Raw genomic sequence first — 17378 nt, 5'->3', positions numbered from 1 at the left:
GTCTTACATACCTTTATGTTAAATCTTCGACGATGTAGCCATCATTGGCCGCCCACGAAACATACACCGTATCCTTCCATTCAATTTCAGGCCCGTCTTCAAGATAATTTTGATGCTGTTTAAAAACCTGCACCACGGTGCCGCATTCCAGCTTTACAAAAAACTTTGATTGGAACCCCGAATAAATCGGCTCTTCTACCTCACCTCGAAAGACGTTCAGTTCCTTTGTCGAAGAGGACGGCTTTTCTAATGAGATGCGGATTTTTTCCGGACGCACGGTAAAACATACCGGCTGCCCCGCTTTGGTTTTATCGTAGTCGGTGATCTTAACCGAAGTTCCCAACGCAGGAGTATCAAGCGTAACCATAAAGCCGTCCGTATGCGGCTCGCACGCAACTACGGTTGCATCAAAGAGATTTGTTTCGCCGATAAACTTTGCAACAAAAGCTGTAGCAGGCTGTTCGTAAATTTCATACGGACTGCCGATTTGCTGCACCTTCCCCTGATTCATCACCGCAATACGGTCGGAAACGGACAGCGCTTCGCTTTGATCATGCGTCACAAAAATAAAGGTAATACCGATTTGGTCGTGCAGTTTATCAAGCTCAATTAAAAGATTTGCCCGCAGTTTAGCATCCAATGCGGAAAGCGGTTCATCCAAGAGCAGCACTCGCGGTTCGTTAATCAGCGCACGGGCAATCGCAACCCGCTGCTTCTGCCCGCCGGAAAGCTGAGACGGCTTTTTGTAGATATGTGCATCGAGCTGCACTAAATGCAGGTATTCTTTAACCCGCCGGTCAATTTCGTCCTGCGGGCGCTTACGAATTCTGAGCGGAAAGGCGATGTTTTCATACACGGACAGGTGCGGAAAAAGCGCGTAGGTTTGAAAGACGGTATTCGATTGCCGTTTATGGGCTTCTATGCCGACAATATTTTGCCCGTCAAAGGTGATAACTCCCGAATCAGGCTGTTCAAATCCGGCAATAATGCGCAGCAACGTTGTTTTCCCACAACCGGAAGGCCCCAATAGCGAGAAAAACTCCCCGCGCTTAATGTGAATAACGGCATTATCCACCGCATGAAAATCTCCAAATGTTTTTGAAACATTTTCGATTGAAACTTCGCACCCTTTCACTGACGCATCGCGCCCCCTTCAACTCGTTATAGGGCACCTCTAAAAACGTTTAGCCGATAAGCGAACTTTTAGAGATGACCTACTATATTTGAAACATTTAACGGTTTATGTCAATATGTACATTTGTCTGTTCAATAATTTAAAAGCAATATATTCATATACGCTGATGTGCATACAAAAGCAATACACTATTCGTGGGGCTATACCGGCTTTCCAGCCTTCATGACGGGCATCTTTTTCAAATGAGTTATTAACATATATTCCCTCCGTTTCTCTTCGTCTTCTTTGGTTTCATTTACTTTTTCTTCCAGCTTTTTGGTAAATGCCGTATTCGGGCTTTGTCCGTTCATGGGGGTAATGAAAGCAAGGGGTTATCCTGAAAGCCCCTGCATACTGCGCGCCGCCTTGAGGTTCATACTGAATCGCTTGTCGAACACTCTATTGTCATCAGCAATGAAGGTAATCTCGGCTCCGATATTGCCGTTACTCCATTCGTGCGCTTGTAAAAAGTCTTTCTTATATGTGAGGATGAGTTTATTGCTTGTCGTTTGCGTGAGGGTATAGTCTTTTTCTATACCGTACTGAGGTTGAGTAGACAGCCCCGGAAAACGGATAACCTTATCGGAGGATGTCGGCATCTTGAGGGTCAATTTTTTGGGATTCCGCAGTTTAATCGTAACTATTACGTCTTCCATCGATGATACATACGATGTCTCTCCTATACTGATATATGGTTTATCGAGCGTAAAATCCGTAGCGGCAACTTCCGTCGACCAATAACTCAAAAATACGTCTATATCTGTAGTAAACTGCGTACAAGCTGCAAACAAAAGGATTAAAAATATTCCGACTGTAATGGTATAAAGTTTACGCATGCGTTTCTCCGTTTTGAGGATAAGGGTATTCTTAAAACTGATAGCGATAAAACAACCGCATTATAGGCTAGGCATTGTCGGTTACTATGCATTATTTTTATTAAAATAACAAGCAGGTCGCCCTCTCACTCTGTCAAAAATCCTAGACAAGAATAGAGAAATATTGTACGGTATGAGCCTGTCGGTTAACAATTTTACCATTTTTAATCGCTTTATTTATAATTAGCTATAGTTAATACAGTAAGGAGCTACGATAAAAAGCTCCGCCTAAAATAGCGTCGGAGCTTTTTATCTCAAGTTTGCTTACGCAAACTTGATTATTTACGTGTGCGCGTAATGCGTGCACGACTAAAAACTTTTTCGGAAACTTATGTTTCCTGCAAAAGTTTTTATAGGAGTGTAACATGACGTTAAAACAAAAAATCATCATACTCGGTTGTAGTATCGCCTTAATCGCAGGCGTACCTCTTTTTGCAAAACCTAAAGCGGTTTCCATTGCGGTCTTTGTACCCGGAATTGTCAAAGGAAACCCGACGTATGAATTGCTCGTAGAGGGTGTACAGGATGCGAAGGCGCAGTTGGACAAAAAGGGGAAACCGGTTACCGTCAAGGTTGTAGAAGGCGGTGTGAATCAGGGTGAATGGCAGAACGGACTGACAGCGCTCGCCCTGAGCAAAAAGTATGATCTCATTATCAGTTCCAATCCTTCGTTGCCGGCAATCGCAGAAAAGGTACTGCAATCCGCGCCCAAACAAAAATTCCTGCTGCTGGACGGCTACCTTGCCGGAAACGCTCAAATAAAAACCGTCGGATTTAATCAGTACGAACAGGGTTACCTCAACGGTTACTACGCCGCGCTCGTCAGCAGCAGTTCAATGAAGAATGCAAACGCTGCGTATAAGATCGGTCTTCTCGCCGGACAGGAGTTTCCGGTTATGAATGACAAAATACGGAAAGGCTACTTGGACGGAGCAAAAGCCGTCAATAAAAACTTTGAGCTGGATTTCCGTGTCCTCGGTAATTGGTATGACGCCGCCAAAGCCTCCGAGCTTGCCGCTTCGATGATCAAAAATAAAGCTGATGTCATCTTAACAATCTGCGGCGGCGGAAATGCCGGAGTTGTTGCCGCTGCCCGGGAACACGGCGCGTATGTGATGTGGTTTGACCGGCCGGGATATTCCTACGGGAAGGACATTGTAGTCGGTTCAACGGAGGTTAGCCAAAAGACAGCCTGTACCGACTCTGTGATTGCTTTTGTAGAAGGACGTTTGGAATTCGGCACTTCGGCAGAACTCGGCATAAAAGACGGTGCGGTAAACTTTGCTTTTGAAGGAGTACCTTCCGCCGTACCGGCAGACATTACTCAAAAAGTACAACAACTGATAGACGGCGTTAAAACCGGAGCATTGACCTTATCCGCTCACTAGGATTCCTTTGTGTTTTCGACGGAAAACTTACGCTTTACGTTTCCGGAAAACGGTATTACGGCTGTAGACGGGGTAAGCATTGAGTTTGAGGCAGGCAAGATACATGCGCTGTTAGGCGAAAACGGCGCCGGAAAGTCAACGCTTGCCCGCCTCTGTACCGGTCATTTACAACCGGACAGTGGCCGCATCCTTTACAATGGCGAAGCGCTGAGCTTACGTTCCGCTGCAGACGGTATTGCACGGGGGCTCGTGCTGACGCCTCAGCATCCGCAGCTTTCGGCGGAGCTTACGGTATGGGAAAACCTTGCAATCGGATTACATACCGCAAAAGATATTGCCGCCAACGTTCTTTCGCCCCAAAAAACTCAAAACGCAATTGCGGCGGCGCTCGCCCGCTACGGTATCGTGCTGCCGCTCATCCCAAAAGCGGAAACACTCGATACGGCGCAGCTGCACTGGGCGGCAATCGGAGAAGCGCTGCTTAAAAATCCTTCCGTGTTCTTCTTAGACGAACCGTCCGCCTCCTTTAGTCCGCAGGAAATTACCCAGCTATACGGCACACTCCGCAGCTGCGCGGACAGGGGCGCATGTATTATCGTAGTAACACACCGCATTCAAGAAGTGTTGAGCTTTATGGACACGGTGCATATTCTGCGAAACGGCAAAACGGTATGGAACGGTTCAATCGATTCTACCGTAAATGTAAACCTCCTGCTGCAAGAAATTTTCGGTTCCGAACAGACGGAATGGACTGCCGCCGAAGTACAATCGGATACTCCGCCGATTCAAGCCGATACCGGTACAGCCGCCGGTTCATCAAACATTAATACTTCATCGTATACAAATACACCACAATCCGACGCACCATCTTCGGAACATCCGTCTGCGGCATCCCCATCCAAAGCAGCGCTAAAGGGCACGCTACAATCGAGTACGGTCTCTCCGGCATCGCAGTTCCAAAGTTCTTCTACATCGCAGTTTCAGGCTCCTTCGTCAAAACCGGCGGCGGGACTGACTGTTTCGCATGTTGCTGCCGTCAGCAACAGAGGAGTCCGCTTTTCGGATTTTTCAATCGATGTTCCGCACGGGAAGATAACCGGAGTCGTCGGCATAAAAAAGCAGGGGCTGGAACTTTTGGAATATCTACTGGTCAACACGCTCAAACCGGACAGCGGTACTATCCGGTTTGACGGGCAGCCCCTAAGCCGCATACCGCGCGAAACCTACGCCTACATCCCCAGCAAGCGGATGAGGAACGGCATTGCCGGCAGACACAGCATTGCGGAGAACCTCTATGTCCGCGCACGTGCCTCGCTGTACCGCTTCGGTATTTACTCCCCCGCGGCGGTTGAAGCATGGAAGCGCAGCTGTTCATTCGATATTCCCCGCTCGTGGAAAGATTCGGTGTTGAGCTTATCAGGCGGTATGATTCAAAAACTGATTTTCAGCCGCGAACTCGACAATCCGCCGCCGCAGTTGGTTATCTGTGCCGAACCCTATTGGGGGCTGGACAGGAAGGTACAGCTTGCACTGCTGCAGCGGCTCCGCAATCTCGCTGAAAAAGGGGCAGCGGTTATCGTGCTCACCTCGGATGTAGACGCTGCGCTTGAAACCTGCGACCGTATTCATGTATTATACCGCGGTGTCCTGACCCGCTTTATGGAACGTTCCGCATATAACCGCGCGGAAATCATTGCGGCGATGATGCAGGCGAGTAAAGATGAATAAAGATACGCAACAACACCGTCTCAAAAAAGCAGCCCCGCTTTTAAACAGTATTATTTCGGTAACCGCAAGCGCAGCCGCGGCGGCAATCTGTTTGGCAGCGCAGAGCGAAGAACCGCTCGAAACGCTTATCGCGTTTTTTATTTCCCCTTTTACCAATACGTTTTATTTCGGCAATATGCTCGACCAAGCCTCACTCATTTTGCTCTGCGCGATGGGTTTTATCCTTCCGGCAAAGGCAGGCTTTTTCAACCTCGGCGGCGAGGGGCAAGCGTATCTCGCTTCGTTTATCGCGGTGGAATTCGCATTGCTGACACCACAGTTCCCGCAGCCCTTCGGCCTTATCGCCGGATGTATACTCGCGGCTCTTTGCTCCGGCCTTTTAGGTTTTATTTCCGCTTTTTTGAAACAATTTCTCGGCATTACCGAACTGATCAGCACCTATTTATTATCCTGCGCACTGCTCCCACTCATCGACTACGGCGTCAACGATATATTCAGAGATTCTGCAAGCAATCTGATGGCAACCCCATATACAACCGAAGCGTGGTTCTTCACTTCTTTTTGGCCTCCTTCGACATTGAATAGCAGTATCTTTTTTACGGTGATAATAACGGCGCTGCTTTTCTGGATGTTCAAGCGTACCCGCTACGGCTACGAACTCGGATTAACCGGCAATAACCGCGCTTTCGCACAATCCCAAGGAATTAAGGTCGGCTTGATTTCAGTCTTGGCGCTGACATTCGGCGCAGCAGCCCACGGACTTGCGGGCGCATTCAGCGTATACGGCTCGCGACACTATGTCTACGCAGGCATTACGTCGGGACTAGGCTGGAGCGGTATCTCCGCCGCGCTTATCGGGCGCAATCATCCGTTGGGTGCGGTATTCGGCGCGCTGTTTTTTGCGTGGATGGAAGCAGGCGGCAAGGCTGCGATGCTCCAGACAAGCACGTCCTTTGACCTTTCGTCAATTGTACAGGGGATTGCGTTTATATTGATAACGGTTGATTTTTTCCGGCAAAAACGAAAAGGAAGTCCTGTATGATAACCGCATCGATTACACTGATTGCACAAGCCGCGCCGCTGCTGATTGCCGCCTGCGCTGCCCTCGTTTCGGAATATGCAGGGCTGTTGAACGTCGGAATAGAAGGACTGATGCTTTTAAGCGCCTTTACGGGAATCGGCGGAATTCTATTAACCGAAAGCCTCGGCGGTCTTATTCCGGGGCTTGCCCTCTCGCTTACGTTGGGTGCAGGGTTAAGTATGTTTATTACCTATCTTGCTATCTATCGTAAAGCCAATATCTACATAGTCGGACTTGCGGTAAACTTAACCGCTGCGGGCTTTGTTTCCATACTGAGTACACGGTTTTTCGGTAACCGGAGTATCGTTGCGCTGCCGCCGGAGCTGCTGCTTCAGCCGCAGCTCGTCAAAACGGCGAGCGCGGCGCTCGCCGTTTTGACCGGCCTCGGACTTGCGCTCTTTTGCCGCTACACCAAAACAGGCTTACGGATAAAGATACTCGGAAAAGATTCTGTATTTTTGGATTCGATTGGGGTGCATACCGCACGGTTAAAGATAGCGGCAATGGGTATGTCCGGGGCGGCGGCGGCGTTGGCAGGCTGCCTGTTATCCCTCCAGCTGGGAGCCTTTGTTCCAAACCAAAGCGCCGGCAAGGGTTGGATCGCCCTCGTGCTTGCGTATGCAGGCGGACGCTCCGTTATCGGAACAATCTGTGCCGCACTGCTGTTCGTCTATCTTGAAAACACCATCGCGGCGGCGCAAATCGGTATGGAACATCCGGCGCTTTTGATCGGCCTGCCTTTCGTGCTCGGCCTCTTCCTGATTATCGCCGAAAAGCTGATTATCCGAATATGGAAGCGGTATAGGGGGAGATGACATCCGTACCTGCCTTATTACCCATTATTGTTACCCGAATAGAATCTTAGGCACTGTCAGCGCCACTGACTTGCCGTTGTATGTGTATGTAATCCGCTCGGTTGCATCATCGAGGATAACGGCGGCGGGTTTGAGTTTCGGCGCAAGGGCAAAATAGGCGGCGACTTCGGAAAGACCTTTTTCTATCGGGAATTTTTCGCTCAAGTCGTGCAGCGAAAATTGAACGGCGCTATGGAGAAATTGACTGCGATACTGTTCAATATGTTTTTTGAGCAAGGCTTCATCAATATAAAATTGATTAAAAATACCGCTTCGCTGCAGCAGCGCTGCCGACTCTTGCTCGGTGAATGATACGATCGGTTCAAAGCTTTGGTTAAGCGGCGGAAGGATAAGCGTCCGTGCCTGCGGGAAATGCAGTACCGCTTTTGTTTGAATACCAAACTCTTTCGGAAAAACAATATCACGCTCGGCTAATTCAAAGGCTTTCGTCTTGATAAAAGCAATAAGTTCGGTCAGCTGTTTGTGATCACCGCAGTCACGCGAAAGCAGCACACGGTTGAGCCGGTGCGTCAGCGAATGGTTGGTGTCGATAATCTTCCGCCCCGCTTCATGCAGATATTGCTTGAGGTGCAGCAGGAAGGAATCCTCCCATGCAATGCCATGCTCGGTTACCTGTGCGATAATCGTCCGGGTTAAGTGATTGATCTCGTTTTTACCGGCATCGGCTGCAAGAAAGTCCCAAAAAGAATCGAAGGTTTGCCCCTGCGGAGTTTCCTTCATTTCCAAATTGGCATCAAGGGCGTAGCCAAGCACCGCGCCTTTTGTTTCGCTCACCGACTGTTTTTTGTATACATCAGCAAGAATGGTTTTAAAATTTTCTTCTACCTGCCGGAAATCCGATAAGAGTTCGCGTGCCGCTTTTGAAACTTCACGTAACCGTTCAACCATTTGCACCGGCGTATACACTTCCGCCTCTCCGGTTGTTTTAATTGCATCTATACGTTGCTGCAATGCTTCTTTCTGTTTTTCAAGTTCTGCAATTTGTGTTTGAGGATCGTGCGTAGTGTTTTCCGAAAGCTCTCTGAGTTTATGCAGAATATCTTGAAAGCGGGATTCTGTACCGATAAACATTTTTGAATCCATCGTATCCAGCCAGGTAAACAGCCGTTCCACTCCCGCGCTCAGTTCGATAATCACATCCTGCCGCTCATTATAGTATTTTTTGATATAGCCGACCTTTTCCGAACACCATTTATTTGCTAAAAAATGAGCGCGCGCCTCGATGCTTTGCGTTGCAAGTCTGAACTCTTCGCTGTTTTGTATTTCTGCCGTTTCCCAATCATACCAATCGTCGATACTGCTATTGTCAAAACCGGAAAATTCCTGTGATCGCAAAAAATCCGCCAGCAGCGTTTCAAACCGATCTGCATTGACGGTTTGCAGATGCCGCTCTCTGAATATTTTAAAAAGAAATGAAATAACCGGTGCGGGATTCTTTGAACGTAAAAGCCGCAATCCCGAATCTTCCGCAATTAAGGTTGCTATATATGCACTGTCAGAGCTTTGCATAACTATTCCTTATCGTTATAAGTGATGCGAGTCTTTCCTTGATAAAATCCTGCGGAAGACGTTCCTGCTCAAGTCTGTTGCACTCGGTGTGTTCCCGCAAATAACGGAAAAGCGCTAACTCTTCGGCGGTGAGACACAGGTCGGCACTATTCCGCTTAGAGGATTTTCCGGGAACGGCAAACTGCGCGAATGTTTGGTAAGTTGTGCTATCCATACAAAATGAGGTAACGTCCGGAAAGATTGCACGAAATTCCGACAGGATTTCAAAACCGTGTTCGTCTATATCCCCGAAGTAATAGAGCTTCTTTTGACGTAGATGGATATTGTGCTGTAATTGTACGGCGGCAAATCCCGAACCGAAAATGCAGAGCCCTTTAGGAACAGTGGGGAATGTCAAATACACCAGCAGATTTTCAACAATAAAAATAGTATCGACGGAATTAAAGCGCAGTGTTGCAAACGATTCAAGCGGTAGTTGTACTTCACCGCTTTTAAGCGTTTCTCCCGCAATAGTTACGCTGATTGCCTCATCCAATAAACGGAGACGGACAAATGGCGATGCCGTGCGAACTCCCCATTCGGCATATATAGCTTCCGCAGTGTTTTGTAATTCCGTTGCTTTTTCTCCCGCGCTACGCCCATTGCAGGATTCAGCAGCGAGCGGTTGTGCTCTATCACTGCGCTGCCCAGCGGTTTCATCTCGATGCCAATCTCTTTTGAGTGCGCAATACAGCGAGAAAATGAGTGCACGGTTTTGTTCGATAAACTTTGTGTGTACTGGAAGCGGAATTTCGCGCAGGTATAATCCGCACGGGCTATGATGTATAAACCAATCCGCGCATAAAAAAAGCTGTTCCCAATACTGTGCGTCAAACGCCTCGGTTAAAACGGAACTATGCTTGACCGTCCAGTCATGCATAATATCTGCAGCATCAAGTTTGAGACATTGCATTTTAATATGTTCGAGGTTTGTTTTGAAATTGCAGGCTTCCGTTTCTTTTTGAATAAATCGCAAAAAATCAGCTTCGCTTTCAAATAGGATTTTTTCAATAATGGTCTGCACTCCCTTACTGCGGGTTTTAACAACAGCACTCATCACCGTGTAGCCGAATCCCTTTGCCTGCTTTGAATGCCGGTACAGTTTTTCCGCTTCCGTTTTCCGCATGGCAAAATCATCCGTTGCGGAACCTCGTGCCGCCGGAATATGCAACGGGAAAAAAGCGTCATCTCCATTAAGTACGGAATACAGATACGGTACGAATTTATGCTCGGCTTTTTTTCTGATCGCTTCAACACTTATCATACTGTTCTTTCTCTTCCCGATATCGGTCAATCGTGATATTCAGTAGGCGCGAGGTATTATCGTTATGCTTTTCGGTAATGTGAACCGATGCGATATAATCTTCTACGATGTTGATTTTATCCATCGGTGTTACGAGAATCATCTGGAGCCCGATCTCTTTAAACAGCTCCATTGCATAGCACGAATTGTCCATATCGATTTTACTGAATACCTCATCGATGATCACCAGCCGTAACGAATATCCCTCTCCACCGGTAATGCCGAATTGAAATGCAATTGCCGATGCTAAAATCGTATAGGTTAATTTTGATTTTTCTCCGCCCGACAAACTTGCAGAATCTTCGTAATATTGTTTTTGCGTATTGTCGTTGAGATAATATTCAATAGCGGCAAAATTAAACCACTGGCGTACGTCCAGCACTTTTTTACGGCGCGGATCATTTTCTTTTAAGTAGGCAATCAGCGTTTCAATTTTTTTATACTCTTCAAATTCCGAACCGGATGTGCGGTTAAAGATGGACGCGGAGTCAGGCAATGCGGCTAACAACAGAGCCTGAAAATCTTTTATGGACTGATCGGTTGTTTTGCGATTTTCCAGCTTGATATACGTCGGAGGATTTTTGCTGTAGGGAATTGTTTTTAAGCTTTTATTCAATTCCTCTATTCCGACAATAATCTGCTGACGTCCGGTATCAAGTATGGTCTTAAAATTGGTAATATCGTTTTTTACGTGCTCATTAAAAATAAGCTTAAATTTTTTCCGGCACGAAGGTAAATCATCGCGGTTCACTCGATCATAAAAGGCTTGAAAGTCTGCAAGCCCCGATACTTCCACTTGGAAATCCCGTACATCAGCCTCCCACGACGGAAACTTCCGCTTTATATCCGGCTTAGGGTTTTTCACTGCGGACATTTTTTCGCGGACTTTCCGCTCCGCATTTCTGACAGCTGTTTCCGCCTGTTCGCTCTCTTTATTCAATGCCAATTCAATCCGATCCCGTTCGGTATCAACGGCTTCAGACTGTTCAAAAGTTTTTTGTACACTGAAATGCTCTGTAAAAATAGCGAGCGCTCTTTGTGTTTCTTCACTTTCTCCATCGGCATACTGATGCAGCTGAGCGGTAAATCGTTCCTGTTTGATGCGGATATCCGTCAACTGCTGTTCCGCTTTTGACGATGTTTCAATATAAGCGGTACGCGCTTCTTCTTTTGTTTGCTTTTCAATTTGCAAACCTTGCAATTTATTTTCAAGCTGCCGCAATTCTTTGTCTCCGCGGAGAATAGCTTCCTTTTCTTCAAGAGACGCATTCAATGCAGCCGAATATTTTTGCACATCAAGATCATCCCAGAATTGCATCTTTTCCAAACTGCTCAAGATAGTAAGCTGATCGGTTATATCATCCTGTTTTTTCTTGCTGTCTTCCAGAGCGGTATCGTCTTTCTCAATTTCGTTTTGCAGTTTTTTCAAGCTGAACGAAAGTTCCTGCCGCTTTTGAATATTATCCCAGCCAAGCACAAATGCTTGCCGACCCGGCTGCTGCGGGCGGTCGTCTTTTTCATGGCGTATTTTTGACTTAATTAAACCCGTCGAGGTAAGCGCCTTGGCTGCCCTGCTAAATGCTTCCGTATCATCAGTACAAATATAATCGAATGTGTCATACAGATACGCTTCAAGCCAATCGGAAAGTTCATGCTTTTTTTGTATCTCTAATTTCGCAATAAGTGAATTTTTTTCAGGGAAACTCTTTTTCAGCTGCGGTTTGGTATCTGTTTTAAGGTAGACGAGCCTGCCTCTTAAATTATGCGTTGCCGCATATTTATTTACCTTTGTATAAAGATGCGGCGGCACCAGTAAACAAAGCGAAAAGTTATGCAGCAGTTTTTCTATCGCAGCTTCCCATCGGCTTTCTTCTTTTGCGACCTGCAATAGCTCTCCGGCAAATACGAGTTCTTTTTCCGAGCAGCCGATATGTGCGCATATTTGATCCCGTATCCCGATATTATGCGCAGGGATATTCGTTGTCCGTTTACTCAGCGATTCCAATTCTTCGATAATTGCTTGTTCTTCTTTTTTATTTACCTGATTTTGCGCATTCCGTTCAAGGCTTGATTCGTAAAGATCATCTTTTTCTTTACTGAGTTTTTCTCTCAATTTCGGCAGCAATGCTGCATTCGCATTAAATTTCTTTTCCGTTTGCGGAATTTCCAAAGATAAAACACGGGCGCACTGTTCATAATCCCGCACATTATTCCGGCATGTCTGCAACCGTAATTCATTGAATTGAATCTTATGCTCAATTTCTTTGATCAGAATTGCCGTGCTATTTTTTTGAATAACTGCTTTAAGCGAATCCATATCGGCATCAAGCTGTTTTATTTCAGCTTCAAGTATATTTCTTTTATTATCAGCGAGCAACTTTTCTTGTTGTAAAACAACTATTCGTTTTGTAATCGTATCCAGGACTGTTTGTATATACCACAGCTGTAAAATCATTTTGAACTGTTTTAATGTTCTGTTCTTTTGCTCGCAGTCTTCAAATATTTTTCCGGCATCTAAAATTTCCTGCAGCAGTCTGAGCTGTTCTTGTGCTTTTTCTATCTCGTTGTATATCTGAGAAAGCTCTTCGTAATGCTTTACCAAATCATCAAAATCGCGTTCGGTATCGCGGCCTTCAAACATATAGGTTCTGATAAAGTCATTTAAGTTGCCGACTCCTTTCAGTCCAACCGTTTGCGAAAAGAGATAGAGTGCCCGATCCGAACGCAAGCCTGCAAGCTGAGAGAATGCTTCTGCATACGGGGCAAAATTATCGGCGTAAAACTTGGTGCCGAATACTTCGGTCATGCGTTTTTTCCAATTGCTCTGCGGTGTAAAATCAATCCCTGCTTTTTGTATCTCTTCAATTGAAAGCCGCGTATGTGTTATCGAATAGATTTTTTGTAAGGCTCCGCCGCCGGAAAAAAAACGCACTTGCATAAGCGTTATCGGTCTTTGATCATCTCCCAACACAAAGCAGCCGAGCAAAATAGAAATACAGTTTTCTTTTGTGCGTAAATTTTTTGCAGTGCCGGAGGTAAATTCTTCCTCACGTTTGTTCCCATACGTCCCCAACACATAGCTGATTTCATCACGTTCCCGCTTACTCTCCGCTCCGGCGGATTGGTTATAAAAGCGCTGCCGCGGCGGCACGATAAGCGACAAAAAAGCATCCACCAGCGTTGTCTTCCCGGAACCGTTTAAACCAGTCAACAGCGTCGCCTTTTTTCCGCACCGCATCGTATACACTTTTGAATCAAAAACACCCCAGTTGTATACTTGAAAAAAATCAAGATACATTCCGTTTTTATCAATATCTTCGGTTTTCAATAAATCAAATTGCATTAGCCGTTCTCCTAAGGTAAACGCATCAGCCGTTTTGGAGTATATTCCCGCAAAATGAGAGGCTGTACCACCAAAGTTTCGCCGCTTTACGGCTCAAATGGTGTTCCAACCTCTTATTTTGCGATATGTGGTCTGGGTGGCTGATGTGTTTACCTTGCTTGTTTTGAAAAAAAATAGGCCGTTCCGTAAACATTAACTATTACCCTATTATTATCCTTAGTTATTCTCTTCAATATGCCAGTAGCCGTTTTTGTCGGCGCCGACACGGGTGATAATATGTTGTTCTTGCAGTTTTTTCATGTTCTTAATAATATTCAACCGTGCAATACCGACAATACCAGCCAGTTCTTCTTGCGTGATATATGGATTATCTTTTATTGCTTGTATGATTTTTTGTTGATTTACCGTAATCTTTTGAGTAATCTTTTGAGTAATCTTTGATTCAGTTGCAAGAATAGACTCAATAGTATCAAAAATCATCGACAGCATAAATTCAATGAAAGCAGTGCTATCGGAATTTGCATCGCTGATACCCAATGCATGATAATATTCAGTTTGGTGCTCTTTAATCAAGGTTTCGATAGGCAGCCATGCAAAAAAAGGTTTCCAGTCTTTCAAGATTACCGTTTGCCAGAGCCGCCCCATTCTGCCGTTACCGTCTTCAAAGGGATGAATAAATTCAAACTCGTAATGAAATACACTGCTTTTAATGAGCGGATGTGCATCCGTATCTTTGAGCCATTGAAATAAATCACCCATCAAAAAGGGTACCCGATCGGCAGGGGGAGCTACATGAACAACGCTCCGTCCATCAAAAATACCAACCCCATCCCTTCTATACTTACCGCTGCGGTTCACCAGTTCATTCATCATCAAACGATGCGCCTGTAGTAAATCTTTTTCTTGATATGGATTTAGTGTTAAAAGCAGTTCATAGGCTTGCACAGCATTTTTTACTTCCCATATTTCATTTGGCGAGCCGAGTACTCTTTTCCCTTCAATAATTGCAGTCATTTGTTCGATAGTCAAAGAATTATTTTCAATTGCCAGCGAAGAATGAATCGTTTTAATACGATTCTTCTTTCTTAGCTGCACACTATGCACAGTATTTTCGAGATTATGTATCTCCCCTATTTTTTCGGAAATCTGAGAAATAAAATTGATTGCTTTTGAGGTAATTTTAAACGGCGGTTCGTATTGCATTGGTATTTTTACTCTATCTCATAACCGGCTAATACAATTTGTTCTTTGCACCATGTTATAACAGTTTCCATATCGGCTAGCGCTTTCCTTGTAAGAGCTTCGTCAATGTCAGGAGATTGCGGATACCGAAAAGTTGCTGCAAAAGGAGTTAAATCATCACCTGCATTTTTTACGGCAACAGGAACGGAAAAAAATGATTCTATTTTGTGGAGCAAAATTGCTAGGTCATGTATTTTAATTACTTCTATTTCTTTTAGAATAAATAAAGCTTTTATTCGTGCGGAGGGTTTAATACCCCGACGCTCTGCGTCGCAACAAAGGGTATTAAAGCCGACTGCAACCACCTTATGAGAACAACATACCTCGACGCTCGCGTCGAGGTTGTTGATTGCTTTTTCTGCAGCTTGCTGACAATGGAAACAAATAATTTCCAGCGGTTGTGGATGCATACTTTCAAAAAGATGGCACGCTGTATTTTGATCCATTTTGACAAAGCGCAGCCATTCTGCTACGTCGCGTTGTATATCATCTTTCATACATTACCACTCCTTCGGTGACAACTGTATTCTCTAATGTCTGTCGCTTACATCGTTCATTAAAATGCGAACGACTATTTACGATAATATCACAGGGGGTTGTCCTATATTCCCTAATAGCCCGATACGCTTGTTGTGAAAGCACAAGAGATTTCTCTTCCCGCTCATCTACCACGACGTAAAAATCATAGTCGCTCGTTTCGGTCTCTTGATTACGTGCGTAGGAGCCGAACAAATAAATCCGTTCCGGGTCAAGCGCTTCTTTAATTTTTTCGGCTATTTGCCGTATCTCTTCAGTTATCATTTGTATTCATTATACCGGATTTTTGACAATTTCTCTACCTTGCTTTTAGAGATGCCCAATCGCAATTCTTTCAAAAAAAGGATATACTGACTGTTGAAAAAGGAGCGCAGTCATAGGAGATTGAATGATGACAGCACAGTGGGCGACAGTCTGCATAAAATTGTTACAAGGGGCTATTTACGAAAATGAGGAACCTGAGGCATGGAAGCTCTTGCAGCAATACCAGCGTGAGATTGCCGCATATTTTGAACAAATCGGTATCAGCCTCTTTATTGAACCGGCCGACGGCTACGCATTTTTAGAGCAAAAAGAGAGCGAAGAAGGGGATTCTAAATCTGTTAAGCTTATCCGGCATTATCCGCTGTCATTTGAGTTATCATTGCTGTGTGTACTGCTGAGGGAGGCCTTGGATCAGTTCGATGTTTCTCAAAATACATCTTCAATCTTAGTACTGAAAGCAAGTGAAATACGCGGGATGCTTTCTATTTATTTTAAAGAAAAAACCGATCAAACAAAACTCTATAAAGAATTAAATAGGTATTTAAATCAAGCTGTAGATATAGGCTTTCTTAAAAACTTGAGCGAAAAAGACCTCAGCAAAACCGGCGATGCAGATATTGACCCTGCGTATGAAGTCCGCAGAATAATACGGGCAAAAGTCAGTGTCGATTTCTTAGCCGAATTTAAAGAGCGGCTGCAAAAGCTTTAGAAACCGGCTAAACCAATATTTCCCGGCAGCCGGTTTGCTCTTTTCGTGAGTTTTAATAGTTGGGCAGACCTTTAAACCCGACGCGCACCGTCTCCTGCCTCGCAAGCAAAAAAGGAAGCCGTCAGGCCGGTCTTTTCGGTATAGACGTTGCCGACGCGGGTGGTAAATTCCGCAATGGCATCTTTTTGCACTAAGGCAATGGCACAACCGCCGAATCCCGCACCGGTCATCCGCGCACCTAAACAACACGGTTCAGCATTAGCGGCATCGGCAAGCGTATCAAGTTCAAGACCGGTTACTTCATAGTCGTACCGCAGCGAGGCGTGGGACGCTTTGAGCAGCTCACCGAGTTTGGGCAAGTTACCGGCTTTTAGCGCTGCGACCGCTGCAAGTACCCGTTCGTTTTCCGTAATGCAATGGCGCACTCGTTTAAAAATACGCTCATCAGCTATCGCTTCAGCAACCATACCCAAATCGGCAGAGGTCAAATCGCAGAGATTATAAACAGGCTTAATCTTCTGTAAAAGAGCAAGTCCTTCCATACATTCGGCGCAGCGTTCATTGTACTTTGAGTCCACAAGCGCACGTTGCTTATTGGAATTCATCACGACAATGCGGTAATCACCCAAAACAAGCGGTACGTATTCATACTCAAGCGTTGCCGTATCAAGCAGCATCGCACATTCTTTTTTACCCATTGCGATACTGAACTGATCCATAATTCCGCACTGCATATTCATAAAGACATGCTCGGACTCCTGCCCCATCTTGGCAAGCTCTACCGGATCAACCTTAAAGCCGAACAATTCGGCGACTGCACGCCCGAAGCCAACTTCCAGCGCAGCCGATGAAGAAATACCGCCGCCCGCAGGCAACTTGCTAAAAAACAGTACCTCAAAACCGCTTGTCAGTTTGTGTCCGCCTTTTTGCAGCATCGCGAGCATACCGTTCAGATAATTCGCATATTGATTTTCTCTCCGGTACCGGAAAGTTTCCGTAGAAGAAAATTCAAGCGCGCCCGGAAACCGTATATCATCATAGATAATTTTTGTGTCGAGGCGTTTGCGCAACAGCACATAAAGATAGCGGTCGATCGCCGCAGGGAACACCTTCCCGCCGTTATAATCGATATGCTCCCCGATAATATTGATACGGGCAGGGGAGGCAATCATCATGATTTCTTCCGTACCTGCTCCATACCGCTCGGTAAAAGCCTTTGTCAATTCCGCCTTCATCTTATCTTCCGGCAAATCGGTTAAAAACTGTATAAATTCGTGCTGTGTCATAGTGCCCCTCCCTTTAGGATTATCA

Annotated in this window: 15 protein-coding genes; 5 read left to right on the top strand and 10 right to left on the bottom strand. The window is 45.6% G+C overall.

Going from position 1 to position 17378, the window contains the following annotated elements; translation table 11 throughout:
* Positions 1-13: 13 nt before the first annotated feature.
* From DWB79_RS05100 to DWB79_RS05090, 3 genes are all read right to left on the bottom strand, one after another.
* Positions 14-1135 (bottom strand): ABC transporter ATP-binding protein, encoded by a 1122-nt coding sequence (locus DWB79_RS05100; RefSeq protein WP_016522968.1) that lies wholly within the window; start codon positions 1133-1135, stop codon positions 14-16.
* Between the two features lie 200 nt (positions 1136-1335).
* Complete coding sequence (locus DWB79_RS05095; RefSeq protein WP_156831502.1) at positions 1336-1485, bottom strand: hypothetical protein; 150 nt, start codon at positions 1483-1485, stop codon at positions 1336-1338.
* Positions 1486-1506: 21 nt separating this feature from the next.
* Positions 1507-2010: a hypothetical protein gene (locus DWB79_RS05090; RefSeq protein WP_016522967.1), complete on the bottom strand. Its 504-nt coding sequence runs from the start codon at positions 2008-2010 to the stop codon at positions 1507-1509.
* Positions 2011-2414: 404 nt separating this feature from the next.
* Here DWB79_RS05090 and DWB79_RS05085 point away from each other — a divergent pair, with 404 nt between their 5' ends.
* Genes DWB79_RS05085 through DWB79_RS05065 form a run of 4 tightly spaced genes read left to right on the top strand, consistent with a single transcriptional unit; the run spans position 2415 to position 7061 of the window.
* Positions 2415-3437, top strand: a complete 1023-nt coding sequence (locus DWB79_RS05085; protein ID WP_016522966.1) for a BMP family ABC transporter substrate-binding protein — start codon at positions 2415-2417, stop codon at positions 3435-3437.
* A 9-nt stretch (positions 3438-3446) separates the two neighbouring features.
* Positions 3447-5165, top strand: a complete 1719-nt coding sequence (locus DWB79_RS12015; RefSeq protein ID WP_016522965.1) for an ATP-binding cassette domain-containing protein — start codon at positions 3447-3449, stop codon at positions 5163-5165.
* On the top strand, positions 5158-6207 hold the full coding sequence (locus DWB79_RS05070) for an ABC transporter permease (RefSeq protein ID WP_016522964.1): 1050 nt from the start codon (positions 5158-5160) through the stop codon (positions 6205-6207). The genes DWB79_RS12015 and DWB79_RS05070 overlap by 8 nt, the downstream gene beginning before the upstream one ends.
* Entirely contained in the window at positions 6204-7061 is an 858-nt protein-coding gene (locus DWB79_RS05065; RefSeq protein WP_016522963.1) for an ABC transporter permease subunit, read from the top strand. The genes DWB79_RS05070 and DWB79_RS05065 overlap by 4 nt, the downstream gene beginning before the upstream one ends.
* Before the next feature lie 30 nt (positions 7062-7091).
* Here DWB79_RS05065 and DWB79_RS05060 read toward each other — a convergent pair whose 3' ends face one another.
* The 6 genes from DWB79_RS05060 to DWB79_RS05035 all read right to left on the bottom strand — a co-directional run bounded on the left by DWB79_RS05060 (position 7092) and on the right by DWB79_RS05035 (position 15358).
* Positions 7092-8630, bottom strand: coding sequence for a DUF3375 family protein (locus DWB79_RS05060; RefSeq protein ID WP_016522962.1), 1539 nt, complete (start codon positions 8628-8630; stop codon positions 7092-7094).
* The gene (locus DWB79_RS05055; protein WP_016522961.1) at positions 8617-9933 is read right to left on the bottom strand and encodes a DUF3322 and DUF2220 domain-containing protein; all 1317 of its coding nucleotides are present in this window, start codon (positions 9931-9933) and stop codon (positions 8617-8619) included. The genes DWB79_RS05060 and DWB79_RS05055 overlap by 14 nt, the downstream gene beginning before the upstream one ends.
* On the bottom strand, positions 9920-13315 hold the full coding sequence (locus tag DWB79_RS05050) for an ATP-binding protein (RefSeq protein ID WP_016522960.1): 3396 nt from the start codon (positions 13313-13315) through the stop codon (positions 9920-9922). Before DWB79_RS05050 ends, DWB79_RS05055 begins: the two co-directional genes overlap by 14 nt.
* A gap of 216 nt (positions 13316-13531) precedes the next feature.
* Positions 13532-14518: a Fic family protein gene (locus DWB79_RS05045; RefSeq protein ID WP_016522959.1), complete on the bottom strand. Its 987-nt coding sequence runs from the start codon at positions 14516-14518 to the stop codon at positions 13532-13534.
* A gap of 8 nt (positions 14519-14526) precedes the next feature.
* Complete coding sequence (locus DWB79_RS05040) at positions 14527-15054, bottom strand: HEPN domain-containing protein (RefSeq protein WP_016522958.1); 528 nt, start codon at positions 15052-15054, stop codon at positions 14527-14529.
* Positions 15044-15358, bottom strand: coding sequence for a nucleotidyltransferase domain-containing protein (locus DWB79_RS05035; protein ID WP_016522957.1), 315 nt, complete (start codon positions 15356-15358; stop codon positions 15044-15046). The genes DWB79_RS05040 and DWB79_RS05035 overlap by 11 nt, the downstream gene beginning before the upstream one ends.
* A 124-nt stretch (positions 15359-15482) precedes the next feature.
* Here DWB79_RS05035 and DWB79_RS05030 point away from each other — a divergent pair, with 124 nt between their 5' ends.
* Entirely contained in the window at positions 15483-16067 is a 585-nt protein-coding gene (locus DWB79_RS05030) for a DUF4194 domain-containing protein (RefSeq protein ID WP_016522956.1), read from the top strand.
* Positions 16068-16138: 71 nt separating this feature from the next.
* On the opposite strand, the gene DWB79_RS05025 is transcribed toward DWB79_RS05030, so the two are convergent.
* Positions 16139-17353 carry a galactokinase gene (locus DWB79_RS05025; RefSeq protein WP_016522955.1) on the bottom strand — a complete coding sequence of 405 codons (1215 nt, stop codon included), beginning with the start codon at positions 17351-17353 and terminating at the stop codon, positions 16139-16141.
* Between the last annotated feature and the right edge of the window lie 25 nt (positions 17354-17378).

This window comes from Treponema medium (assembly GCF_017161265.1).
Classification (GTDB): domain Bacteria; phylum Spirochaetota; class Spirochaetia; order Treponematales; family Treponemataceae; genus Treponema; species Treponema medium.
This window is presented reverse-complemented; position numbering and strand designations above follow the sequence as displayed.